The organism is Mesorhizobium sp. M1295, assembly GCF_040318135.1.
In the GTDB taxonomy this organism is placed as follows: Bacteria; Pseudomonadota; Alphaproteobacteria; order Rhizobiales; family Rhizobiaceae; genus Mesorhizobium.
In genome coordinates this window covers 22,401-34,345 of the sequence record NZ_JAMYLU010000001.1, presented here as the reverse complement: position 1 = coordinate 34,345, position 11,945 = coordinate 22,401, and the positions used below count along the sequence as shown (strand labels likewise).

The window sequence follows — 11,945 nt, the reverse complement described above, 5'->3', positions numbered from 1 at the left end:
CACCGGCCTGTCATGACCCTGCGCTACCCGCTTGCGGCAAAGCAAACGGGGAATCGCCTTGCCATGACGGACATTTCTGGAGAACTGGTTTTTCGCCGCGGCAAGGAAGTTGGCAAAGCCGTCTACCAGAACCGCCCGCTGTCGAAAGCCGGCATCTCCGAGCGCTTGTTCGCCTTCCTGTTCTCCGGCCTTGTCTACCCGCAGATCTGGGAAGACCCCGAAATCGACATGGACGCGATGCAGCTCGGCAAGGGTCACCGCATCGTCACCATTGCCTCGGGCGGCTGCAACATCCTCGCCTATCTCACCCGGTCGCCGGAAAGGATCGATGCCGTCGACCTCAACACCGCCCACATCGCGCTGAACCGTATGAAGCTCGAAGCCGTCCGTCACCTGCCGTCGCAGGGCGACCTGTTCCGTTTCTTCGGCGCGGCTGAGACCGGGCACAATTCGCAGGCCTACGACCGCTTCATCGCACCGCATCTCGACCCGGTCAGCCGCCATTATTGGGAGCGCCGCAGCTGGCGCGGCCGTCGCCGCATCGCTGTCTTCGACCGCAATTTCTACCAGACCGGCCTGCTTGGCCTGTTCATCGCCATGGGCCATCGCACCGCAAAATTCTTCGGCGTCGACCCGGCCGACATCATGGACGCCAAGAGCATCGCCGATCAGCGCCGCTTCTTCGACGAAGAGCTGGCGCCGGTCTTCGAAAAACCGCTGCTGAAATGGGCGACTTCGCGAAAAGCTTCGCTGTTCGGCCTCGGCATTCCGCCGGCCCAGTACGATTCGCTGATCACCTCGGGTGACGGCACCATGGCCAGCGTGCTCAAGGCGCGGCTGGAAAAGCTCGCCTGCGATTTTCCGCTGAAGACCAACTATTTCGCCTGGCAGGCTTTTGCCCGCCGCTATCCCAATCCCGGCGAGGCCGCCCTGCCCGCCTATCTCGAAAAGCGCAACTACAAGACGATCCGCAACAATGTCGATCGCGTGGCAATCCACCATGCCAATCTGATCGAGTTCCTTGCCGGCAAGGATGCCGGTTCGGTCGACCGCTTCGTGCTGCTCGACGCACAGGACTGGATGACGGACGACCAGCTCAACGGGTTGTGGGCCGAGATCACCCGAACCGCCTCCACCGGCGCCCGCGTCATCTTCCGCACCGCAGCGGAACCCAGCCTGCTGCCCGGCCGCGTCTCGAATTCGCTGCTCGACCAGTGGCGCTACGAGAACGACGCCTCGCGCGAGTTTTCGGCGCGCGACCGCTCGGCGATCTATGGCGGCTTTCATCTCTACGTGAAGCAGGGCGCATGAGCACGACCGAGTTGCCGGCCAGCCATGCCGAGCTGATGGACGGCGTTTACCGCTGGCAGCGTCATATCTACGACCTGACCCGCAAATATTATTTGCTCGGTCGCGACCGGCTTATCGCCGGCCTGGATGTGCCGGCCGGCGGCACCGTGCTCGAGCTCGGCTGCGGCACCGGCCGCAACATCATCCTTGCCGCCCGCCGCTATCCCGGCGCGCGCTTCTTCGGCCTCGATATTTCGGCCGAGATGCTGGAGACGGCCACCGCCGCCCTTGCCCGCGAAGGCCTCTCCGGCCGCGTCACGCTGGCGCGCGGCGATGCCACGGATTTCGACGCAAAGGCGCTGTTCGGCGTCGAAAATTTCGACCGCGTCTTTGTCTCGTATTCGCTGTCGATGATCCCCGGCTGGGAGAAGACGGTATCCGCGGCTCTTGCTGCCCTGTCATCTGGCGGCTCGCTGCATATCGTCGATTTCGGCCAGCAGGAGGCCCTGCCCCGCTGGTTCCGCACGCTGCTGCGCGGCTGGCTGAAAAAATTCCATGTCGAGCCACGTCAATCGCTGCGCGCGGTTCTGGATTCGGAATCTGCAAGAACCGGTGCAAGCTTCCGTTTCCAAGCGCTTTATCGCGGCTATGCGTGGCTCGCTGTGATCGGCCTAGGTCGATAGCCAGGGTGTGTTGAGATTCAGGTCAGGCCGAGTCGAAAACGGTGGGCTCCGAGAACCGGCGCGGGGTGTACTTTTGGGTACGTGAGCACCGGCCTACGCCGGCCGTAGCCTTAACTGCCACGACCGCTCATGAGTGCTTTGGCCGGCGAAGGCCGGAAGCGCAGGAAACCGCCGTTTGCAGGCCGGTATCACCTGAATATCGATACAGCCTAATGCAGCGCCTTGACCAGCGCCGCCACCATTACCTGCGGCCGGTAGCCGAGCCTGGCCGGCGTCAGCCCGAGCCGCACCACAACCAGCTGCTCGGAGGGAATGATGGCGACCGTTTGCCCATCATGCCCCTCCATCCAGTAGGTGTCCTTGGGCAGGCCGGCGGCAATGCCGGCGCCGGGATTTTCCTCGTCGCCCGGCCCTTCGATCCATAATTGCCCCTTGCCGTAGACCTTCGAGGCAGTTGCCGGTTCCCGCATCCAGTCGACGAAGCCGGCGGGCAGGATCGCCTTGCCGTTCCAGACGCCACCCTGCAGCAGGAATTGGCCGAAGCGCGCCCAGTCGCGTGCCGTGGCATAGAGATAGGACGAGCCGACGAAGGTGCCGTGCTCGTCGGCCTCTAGCACCGCGCTCCGCATGCCGAGCGGATCGAACAGCGCGACCCTCGGCCACGCCAGCGCCTTGTCCTTGTCGCCGATCGCGTCCTGCCACAATCGGGACAGCATCACCGCCGTGCCGCTCGAATAGGAAAACACCTTGCCGACCTCGCCGGTCAGCGGCTTGGATCCGGCAAAGCCTGCCATGTCCGGTTCGAGATAGAGCATGCGCGTCACATCGGCGACGTCGCCATAATCCTCGTTGAATTCCAGTCCGCTCGACATTGCCATCATGTCGGCGAGGCTGATCACGGCACGGCCATCTGCTTGCCAGGGTCGAAACAGGCCCTGGTTGGTGATCGCCAGCTTGCCGTCCTTCATCAGCGTGCCGACGATCGCCGCATTCACCGTCTTGGTCATTGACCAGCCCAGTAGCGGGGTCTTTTCGGAAAAGCCGTCGCCATAGCGCTCTGCGACGATGCGGCCGTTCTTGACCACCACCACCGCCCGCATGCCAGCACCGGTCAATGCCGGATCGTCGAGGATTGCCGTGACCTCGGGATCCTGCGAGGCATCGGCCTTGTCGCCCTCCGGCCAGATCGCATCGGGCAGCGGCGCCGGCGTCGGTGCAACTCCCGCGACAGCCTTGGCGGCGGCAATATCGCTGTCGGGAACCGAGGCGCAGCCGAGCCCGTCGCGGGCGACCGCGACACTCTTGCCGAGCCCGCCGAACAGGCCCGCCGAAACCGTTCCCTTCTCCTTGTCCACCGACACTCTCATCAGCTTCAGCAGCGGATGGCCCGGCGCCTGCACATCGACGGCGAGCACGTCGTCGGCGTCTCGCCCTGCGATGAAGACGTTCGAACAGACGATCTTGGCCGAATAGCCGGAACCGACGCGGATCAGTTCCGGCGGCGCGAAATACAGCCAGCCGGCGAGCATCGCAGCGGCCAGCACAGCCAGGCCCAGCAGCCATTTGACGAACTTCAGAAGGATCTGCATTTTTTTCGAATTCCCCCCGAGCGCGATCTATGTCATCGATTTGCCGCCATTGTTTCGGCAAAATCGCGGCTCTTGTCGAGCGCCGTCAACCGAATATCAACCATGATCGGCGATCACGAGGGACTGGGCGATTCTGTGGGGTGATCGTCCGGCTGGGCTTGCATGCATGTGTCCCAAACTGCGCAACGGTTTGGGAATGCATGAAACGAAGATCCAGGCGCTTCGCGTAAGTCAGTTTCAAACGCGTCGCGCCCGGTCGAGGGGCCACCCGCGGAAAGACCCATCAGCGGCCGGCTGAAACCGGCTCGGGAAGTAGCGATGCGCCGTTTCGCGGTCCTCATCACGCTGATGCTGCTTGGTGCCTGCTCGACGGTCGATGATCTGACGCCATCGCTGTCGTCGTCCAGCGCCCCGACGGTTGCGGTACGCGCGCCCCGTTTTGCCGATTCCGACCCGCATGAATGGGATAGCGGCGCACCGTGGAGCTACGCCGTCCACGGCACCGACGTCTCCAAATACCAGACATCGATCGACTGGCCGGCGGCCAGGGCCAGCGGCATCTCCTTTGCCTTTATCAAGGCTACCGAAGGCGGAGACCGGTTCGATGAAGCTTTCAACGAGCATTGGAGCCGCACGAAGGCCTCGGGTATCCCCCGTGCCGCCTATCATTTCTTCTACTTTTGCACGCCGGCCGCTACCCAGGCGCGCTGGTTCATCCAGAACGTGCCCAAAGACAGTTCGGCGATGCCGCCCGTTCTCGACATGGAATGGAACCCGAAATCGCCGACCTGCAAGCTGCGGCCAGATTCCGCCACGGTACGCAGCGAGATGAGCACATTCCTCAAAATCGTCGAAAAACACTACGGCAAGAAGCCGATCATCTACACGTCGGTCGACTTCTTCGAAGATAATGGTCTATCGGGTTTCCGGGCCTACCCCTACTGGCTGCGCTCCGTCGCCGGGCACCCGCGCCAGAAATACGGCAGCCATCCATTCACCTTCTGGCAGTATACCGGAACGGGCGTCGTGCCGGGCATGGCCGGAAACGCCGACATCAACGTCTTCAACGGCTCCGAAGCCGCCTGGAAGAAGTGGTTGCGGCAGAACACCCGTTGACACCAGGCCTGCCGCCTGCTTTTCGACACAGCCAATGACGAATACCCGCAACCGCTGGTAATCTTCTCGGAAGGATGGCGATGCGATCGCGCTTTGGAATTCTCGCGGCGCTGCTCCTGACCGCCGTGCCGGCCGCGGCACAGCAATGCGGCGGCGATTTCGAGGCATGGAAGCAGGGCGTGGCGGCGGAGGCCAGGGCGGCCGGCGTCGGCGCTGCCGGCCTTGATGCGCTGGAAAACGCCACCCTCGATGAGAAGGCGCTGGCACGCGACCGCGCCCAGGGCGTCTTCACCCAGACCTTCATCGAATTCTCGAACCGCATGATCTCGTCGCATCGACTGAAGCAAGGCGCGGCCAATCTGCAAAAATATGCCGAGATCTTTGCCCGCGCCGATCGCGAATTCGGCGTCCAGGCGCCGGTCATCGCTGCTTTCTGGGCCCTGGAAACCGATTTTGGCGCCGTGCAAGGCGATTTCCACACACTGAACGCACTGGTCAGCCTCTCGCATGACTGCCGCCGCCCGCAGTTGTTCCGGCCGCAGATCGTGCCGCTGCTGATGCTGATCGATCGCGGCGTGGTGCCGGCCGACGTGACCGGTGCCTGGGCCGGCGAGATCGGCCAGACGCAGATGTTGCCTTCCGACTATCTCGGCCACGGCGTGGACGGCGACGGCAATGGCCTGGTCGACCTGCGCGGCAGCGCGCCTGATGTGATCATGAGCACGGCCAGCAAGATCCAGTCGCGCGGCTGGAAGCGCGACCAGCCCTGGATCGAGGAAGTCCGTGTGCCCGACGATTTGCCGTGGGAGCAGACGGGACGCACCAACAAGCTGCCGTTGATGCAATGGACCCAGTGGGGCGTTACCAGGCCCGACGGTACGCCGCTTCTCGACAACGGCCTGAAGGCCGGCCTGGCGCTGCCCATGGGTCGCAAGGGGCCAGCCTTCCTGACCTACGACAATTTCGACGTCTATCTCGAGTGGAACCAATCCTTCACCTATGCCCTGACCGCGGCAAATCTTGCCGCCCGGCTGGGGGGCGCGCCGCGATTCGATCCGCGCAACCCGGAACCCGGCCTCAACGGCGACCAGATGAAGGCGCTACAGACCAAGCTCGAGGCGAAAGGCTATGACGTCGGCACCGTCGACGGCATTTTAGGCACCAACACCCGCGAAGCGATCCGCAAGGAGCAGATGCGGCTGGGCCTGCCGGTCGACGGCTGGCCGACGCTCGAGCTGCTGGCGGGGCTGTGAGGGCGGTGAATGGTGAATGGTGAATGGTGAATGGTGAAAAGAATAGCACCGGAGCCGCACTGAACACCAGAGCTACTACTATTCACTATTCACTATTCACATCACCGCCTGGCAAGCAAGAAATCGATGAAGGCTCGCAGCGGCGCGGGAACCTGCCGGGAACTTGCGTGATATAGATAAAAACCCGGAAATCTCGGCGACCAGGCTTCGAGAAAGCGGATGAGCTTTCCCGCTTCGATCCACGGCCGGACCTGGTATTCCAGCATGTACGCCACGCCGACCCCATCCAGAACCGCCCCGATCATCAGGTCCGTATCGTTGACCGTCAGGCCACCGCTGACGGCCACTTCCAGGGCACGTTGGCCTCGGGCGAACTCCCACCGGTAGAGATTGCCGCCGCTCGGCCACTGGAAATTGATGCACTGGTGCTGATGCAGGTCCGCGGGGTGACGGGGTATCGGGTGATGCTGCAGATACCTCGGCGCCGCCACTGCAGCCATCTCGAGCTCCTCGCTGAGCTTCACAGCCACCATATCCTTGTGCAGCCGCTCACCCAGTCTGATTCCAGCATCGAAGCGGCCCTCGACGATGTCGGTGAGCATGTCGTCGACAATGATTGTGAGGGCGATATCGGGATAGGCGCGGCGGAAATCGCCGAGGATCGGCGCGATGAAACGCGTGGCGGCGATGCGCGGAACATTGATGCGCAGCGAGCCTGCTGGCCGGCCGCGTGATGCATGCGCGTCCGCGACGGCGCCTTCCAGTTCGCCGAATGCCGGTGCGATGCGGGCAAACAGCTTCTCGCCCTCAGCGGTCGGCGACATGCTGCGCGTGGTGCGGTTAAGCAGGCGGACACCGAGACGCTCTTCCAGCCCACGTATCGTCTGGCTGAGTGCTGGAGGCGAAATCCTGAGCTTGGCCGCGGCGCGGACAAAGCTTCCCTCTTCGATGATTGCTGCAAATGCCGTGAGTTCGGAAAACTCGCTTCCTCGCATTATGTACCTCAGGCTTAACAAGTCAGTTAGATAATAGGCTATTCTCTGAGCAATAGCATGCCCCTAGCTTTTCCCCGGAACGCCGCTCGATCGAGGCGGCCGTAGCCAGACGAAGGAACAGCCATGCATCGTCCACTCGAAGGCAAGACCGCACTTGTGACCGGCAGCTCGCGCGGCATCGGACGCGCCATCGCCGAGGGGCTCGCGGCCAAGGGTGCTGCCGTGGTCGTCAACTATGTCGGCAACGAGAAAGCAGCCAGGGAAGTCGTTGCCGCCATTGAAGGGATTGGCGGAAAAGCCGTCGCCATCCAGGCGGACGTCTCCAGCATCCCCGACATTCGCAAGTTGTTCGACGAAACCGAACGGCAGATGGGGCCGATTGACATCGTCGTAGCCAATGTCGGCGTCGCCGTCATAAAGCCGCTCGTCGAGGCCACCGAAGCGGACTTCGATCATGTGTTCGGGGCCAATGCCAAGGGCACCTTCTTCACGCTTCAGGAAGCGGCGCGCCGCGTTCGCGACGGTGGCCGCATCATTGCCGTCTCCACCGGTGGAACGAAGATGTTCTTCACGCACACGGCGCTTTATCTCGGCAGTAAGGGAGCCGTCGAGCAGTTCGTCCGCGTCCTCTCGCGCGAACTCGGCCCGCGCGCCGTTACCGTGAATGCGCTTTCGCCAGGCTTCACCGACACCGACCTGCTTCCGGAGCGGGACCGGGCCGTGGCCGCCGGCATGTCGCCCTTCGGCCGGATCGGAGGGCCGCGCGACGTCGCCGATGTCGCGGTTTTCCTGGCTTCGGACGAAGCTCGCTGGCTGACCGGCGAGAACATCCAGGCCGGCGGCGGAGTAGCCTGACTGAATGGTGAATGGTGAATGGTGAATGGTGAATGGTGAATGGTGAATGGTGAATGGTGAATGGTGAATGGTGAATGGTGAATGGTGAAAAGAACAACACCTGAGCCGCGCAGAGCACAAGAGCTACTACTATTCACTATTCACTATTCACTATTCACTATTCACTAATCCGCCATCGTCTCGAGGCTGGCGAACCCTTGCGGCGCGTCGCCTTCGTCGAATGGCGTTGCCACCTCGACGAAGGTGTCGGGATAGAAGCCGTTGAACCGTGTCCTGAGCGACAGCGAGTAGGCGCCGATATGGCCGATCTCTATCCAGTCGCCGGTATCGACGGTTTCGGGCAGCCAGAACGGCCGCGACAATATATCGACGGAATCGCAGGTCGCGCCGCAGACCTTGAAGGGCACGATGGTCTTGTCCTCGCCATTGCGCGAGCGGATCGCCGGATCGGGGATGAAGCGCGCCGGCAGCGTGATCTTGCCGGTCCATGAATCCGACAGCGACGCCCAGATGCCGTCATTGATGTAGAGCCTTTTGCCCTTGCGCAGCAGCACGCGCACGATCAGCGACAGGCAGCGCGCCACGATCACCCGGCCGGGCTCGGCCACCAGCGGCATCTGGTCGAATTGGTACTCCTGGAGGTCGCCCGATAATCGCGACATGATCTGGCCGAGCGACGGCATCTCCGGCTTGCGGCTGTTCGGGTCATGGCCATATTCGGCCGGAAAGCCGCCGCCGACATCGAGCCCGGCAATGTCGAAACCGACGCGGTTGCGCACCCAGTCGGCCGAAGCCAGCGCCCGCTCATAGGTGTCGGGATCCTCGATCTGGCTGCCGACGTGAAAGCACAGCCCGACCTTGTAGCCGGTTCGGTTCAGCCGTTCGGCGAGTTCCACCGCATTGGCCGGTCCGGCGCCGAACTTCTTCGACAGTTCGTAGGCCGCCGAGCCTTTCGTCTGGATGCGCACGAACACGGTGATCGCGCCCGGATCGATGTCGAGCGCCCGCACCACCCTGGTCAGCTTGGTGATCTCGTCCTCATGGTCGAGCGAAATGACGCGGATGGCGTATTTCTCCAGCGCCAGCCTGATGTCCGACTGCGCCTTCACCGGGTGCATGTAGAGCATCTCGGCGTCGGGCGAGACGGCGCGCACGGCGGCGAATTCGCCGGGCGAGGCCACATCGAAGGCGCTGACGCCGGCCTCGACCAGCGCGTTGAGCACGATCTGCTCGCCATTGGTCTTGACCGCATAGGCGGTCTTGCCGGGAAACATGCCCATGAACTGTTTGGCGTCCGCCTTCAGCACCTGCGGGCGGAAGCAATAGATCGGATCGTCCGGGCGCAGCGCCAGCGCTGCCTCGCGGGCATTTTCGAATCGCTGCATGGACGAATCCCTTGACTGAGGCTGCGCACAATTAATCCAAGCTAGCGGCTAATGAAAACAATTCTATGTCTCGCCGCCCCGGCTTCGCGGCGCTACGCCTTTCTGTACGCCGGTTATGGGCGAGCTAGGCCATCGCTCAGGTTTCGGGTGGCCCTTGCGGCCGGATCGGGTATGGCGTGAACAGACGCCTGAAGAGCAAGGCATCTCGTCTGGGAGGACGACCAATGGCGATAGCTGCCACCACCTCGATGCGCGGGCCGATGGTGCTCAAGGACTGGGCGCAGCTTCTGCTGCTCGGCGCCATCTGGGGCGGTTCGTTCTTCTTTGCCCGCATTGCGGTGGCGGAACTTCCTCCGCTGGTGCTGGTGCTGTTCCGCGTCACCATCGCGGCGGCGGCACTTCAGCTCTATCTTGCGGTTCGCGGCCCATCCTTTCGCCTCGCTTTGCCGCATGCCGGCCTGTTCTTCCTGCTGGCGCTCGCCAACAATGTCATCCCTTTCTCGCTGATCTTTGCCGGCCAGACCGAGCTTGGCGCCGGCGTCGCCTCGGTGCTCAATTCGACGACGCCGTTCTGGACGCTGATCCTCGCCAACGCCCTGACCAGCGACGAAAAGCTGTCCTGGAACAAGCTTGCCGGCATCGCCCTCGGTATCGCGGGAACGGCGGTGATGATCGGTCCCGGCCTCGTCGCCGGGCTCGGCGGCCCGGTCTGGGCGAAATTCGCGCTCATCGGAGCGTCACTATCCTATGCGATTGCGCTGATGATTGCCCGCCGCTTCAAGGGTGTGCCGTCACCGGTCATTGCCACCGGACAATTGACTTGCTCGACCATCATCATGATCCCGGTCGTTCTGTTCACCTACGGGACCGCCAATCTGTTTTCGGCTTCGCCGCCGGTCTGGGCGGCGGTGCTGGCGCTGGCGCTGCTGTCGACCGCGTTCGCCTATATCCTCTATTTCAACCTTGTCGCCTCGGCCGGCGCCACCAACGCCTCGCTGGTCACGCTCATCGTGCCGGCCAGTGCCATCCTGCTCGGCTTCCTGTTCCTGGGCGAGCGGCTCGAACTGTTCGAATTGGGCGGCATGGCGCTGATTGCGCTTGGCCTCGTCACCATCGACGGTCGCCTGTTCGGGCGGCGTTAGAGATGGCGCTATATGGGCGTGATCGCCGGAACAGATGAACCCTGCCATTCCAGACGCCAGATACCGCCTTGCCGGAGATTCTGAACGAGATCTGGATGGAAGGCGGCAAGGCAGGTCCCGCCAACATGTCTCACGGAAGGATAGACAAAACCGGTCGCGGGGTCTTGCTTGCGGAGTTGCTTCGCCAGCGCCTGCCCGGCAGGATAGGCTAAGGCAGTATCCGGATCGAGCACCGGGTCCTTGCTGAACTCAGCGCCGCGCAGATCGTGAAACGAGCCTATGAAGTCGGCAACGAGCTCCGCATAGTCGGTAACGTTTTCGAACCGTTCGATCGCAGCAAGCTCGCGCGTCAGATGAAACGAGACCTCGCCGAGCGCGGTTTCCGCATCGAACGCACAGTACCAGACGCCCCTGGCATCATCGTTGAAACGATTGCCGCCCGGACGGGTGTAAGCGAACGCCGCATTGATGAAGGTGTAGCCCGGCCTCCCGAAGACCAGTTCGCGCGGATCGAGGTCGGGCAATCCCCCTTGCTGCGCCTGAAGACGGCCGCTGGTGGCTCCTTCAAGCTCCGCAAGGTCCTCCATATCTCCATGATTCCTGGCCAACGGCATCAGGACCGGCTCCTTGAGCCTGCCTGTCGAAATCAGCCGGATCGTGTCGCGCTGGGAAATGTCGGCGCGCGGCGGGATCTGCATTCAAAGTCCGCCACGCAAAGCGTCGATGTGTTGGCGAACCTGCAGCAGCTTCGGAATGCCGCCCTCGATCATCACGTCCAGGGGGCGCCGGCCACCATACAGAGGTCCTTTGTTCGGCAACCGCACCCATTCATCGGCAAGCGCTTCGGAAAACAGAAGCCGCAGTCCCTTGAAGATGCCGATCAGGGCGCTGATGCGTGTCAGCGAATCCTGGGAGAGAACGCCCTCCCACTCGCCTTTCTTCATACGGAACCAGGTTCTCTCCGATACGTCGCCGATCAAGGTGCATATCTCGGTGCTGGTCAGATGCCAGATGTCTGCGAGCCTGACGATGCCGGCAACAGCCGCTGGCGTGAGCCGCGCCCGTGCCGAGGCATCCGCCAGATTTGCCGGCAAAGCCTGATTTGCAGGATCGCGAACCGCATAAGCGACACTCATTCCAACCTCCATCACTTGGCAGACAATATACTGCCAATTGGCAGGATATGCAAGTCCCGGCTATCCTCACAACGCGCTGCTGGTTGCCCCATCGCATTCGTATGGCGTGCAGCACCCGGTTGGACATGCAAAGGACGCTCTGACGCTCCGAACCTTCAGTCGGTCCGAAAATCGAATCCGATTTCTGGAGCGGTAGCGCTGCCATTCTCGTTACTGCCCCGGCTTTGCCACAGATTATTCACAGGTCCCGAGCCGGCTTTTGACAAAGAGTTTCAATGCCTAACGGCAAACGGCAGGTCGCAAATTCCACAATCTCGTCGCATTGCAGCAAAGTTTCTGCTTGCCTGTGGCACAAATGACCCTAGACTCTCGCCATAGCTCTTTAAGAGGAGGCTATGACATGGGACTGACGAGGCCGATCAACGCATTGATGATTTGTGCTGCGTTTGCATTCATCGGCGCCCTCATTATGGGCGTCCTTCCATAAGGCCGCTAAGCGGG

General features: G+C 62.5%; 11 protein-coding genes. 6 read left to right on the top strand and 5 right to left on the bottom strand.

Annotated features, from left to right (window positions below; genetic code table 11):
* Positions 1–12: 12 nt before the first annotated feature.
* Both NKH29_RS00170 and NKH29_RS00165 read left to right on the top strand, forming a co-directional pair.
* Entirely contained in the window at positions 13–1,311 is a 1,299-nt protein-coding gene (locus NKH29_RS00170) for a BtaA family protein (protein WP_031194591.1), read from the top strand.
* Entirely contained in the window at positions 1,308–1,973 is a 666-nt protein-coding gene (locus NKH29_RS00165; protein ID WP_023721217.1) for a class I SAM-dependent methyltransferase, read from the top strand. Before NKH29_RS00170 ends, NKH29_RS00165 begins: the two co-directional genes overlap by 4 nt.
* 209 nt (positions 1,974–2,182) lie before the next feature.
* On the opposite strand, the gene NKH29_RS00160 is transcribed toward NKH29_RS00165, so the two are convergent.
* Entirely contained in the window at positions 2,183–3,562 is a 1,380-nt protein-coding gene (locus tag NKH29_RS00160) for a serine hydrolase domain-containing protein (protein ID WP_023721218.1), read from the bottom strand.
* 318 nt (positions 3,563–3,880) lie between these two features.
* Here NKH29_RS00160 and NKH29_RS00155 point away from each other — a divergent pair, with 318 nt between their 5' ends.
* Both NKH29_RS00155 and NKH29_RS00150 read left to right on the top strand, forming a co-directional pair.
* The gene (locus NKH29_RS00155) at positions 3,881–4,678 is read left to right on the top strand and encodes a glycoside hydrolase family 25 protein (RefSeq protein WP_023721219.1); all 798 of its coding nucleotides are present in this window, start codon (positions 3,881–3,883) and stop codon (positions 4,676–4,678) included.
* Positions 4,679–4,758: 80 nt separating this feature from the next.
* Positions 4,759–5,931 carry a lytic murein transglycosylase gene (locus tag NKH29_RS00150; RefSeq protein ID WP_023721220.1) on the top strand — a complete coding sequence of 391 codons (1,173 nt, stop codon included), beginning with the start codon at positions 4,759–4,761 and terminating at the stop codon, positions 5,929–5,931.
* A 101-nt stretch (positions 5,932–6,032) separates the two neighbouring features.
* On the opposite strand, the gene NKH29_RS00145 is transcribed toward NKH29_RS00150, so the two are convergent.
* The gene (locus NKH29_RS00145) at positions 6,033–6,926 is read right to left on the bottom strand and encodes a LysR family transcriptional regulator (protein WP_023721221.1); all 894 of its coding nucleotides are present in this window, start codon (positions 6,924–6,926) and stop codon (positions 6,033–6,035) included.
* A 123-nt stretch (positions 6,927–7,049) separates the two neighbouring features.
* On the opposite strand from NKH29_RS00145, the gene NKH29_RS00140 reads away from it, so the two are divergent.
* The gene (locus NKH29_RS00140) at positions 7,050–7,781 is read left to right on the top strand and encodes an SDR family oxidoreductase (protein WP_023721222.1); all 732 of its coding nucleotides are present in this window, start codon (positions 7,050–7,052) and stop codon (positions 7,779–7,781) included.
* A gap of 164 nt (positions 7,782–7,945) precedes the next feature.
* Here NKH29_RS00140 and NKH29_RS00135 read toward each other — a convergent pair whose 3' ends face one another.
* Positions 7,946–9,166: an alanine racemase gene (locus tag NKH29_RS00135; protein ID WP_023721223.1), complete on the bottom strand. Its 1,221-nt coding sequence runs from the start codon at positions 9,164–9,166 to the stop codon at positions 7,946–7,948.
* Between the two features lie 224 nt (positions 9,167–9,390).
* Here NKH29_RS00135 and NKH29_RS00130 point away from each other — a divergent pair, with 224 nt between their 5' ends.
* Positions 9,391–10,308 carry a DMT family transporter gene (locus tag NKH29_RS00130; RefSeq protein WP_352998767.1) on the top strand — a complete coding sequence of 306 codons (918 nt, stop codon included), beginning with the start codon at positions 9,391–9,393 and terminating at the stop codon, positions 10,306–10,308.
* An 8-nt stretch (positions 10,309–10,316) separates the two neighbouring features.
* Here NKH29_RS00130 and NKH29_RS00125 read toward each other — a convergent pair whose 3' ends face one another.
* Together NKH29_RS00125 and NKH29_RS00120 are read right to left on the bottom strand one after the other, a co-directional pair.
* Positions 10,317–10,895, bottom strand: a complete 579-nt coding sequence (locus NKH29_RS00125; protein WP_352589847.1) for an RES family NAD+ phosphorylase — start codon at positions 10,893–10,895, stop codon at positions 10,317–10,319.
* Between the two features lie 111 nt (positions 10,896–11,006).
* Entirely contained in the window at positions 11,007–11,444 is a 438-nt protein-coding gene (locus NKH29_RS00120; protein WP_023676794.1) for an MbcA/ParS/Xre antitoxin family protein, read from the bottom strand.
* Positions 11,445–11,945 lie beyond the last annotated feature (501 nt).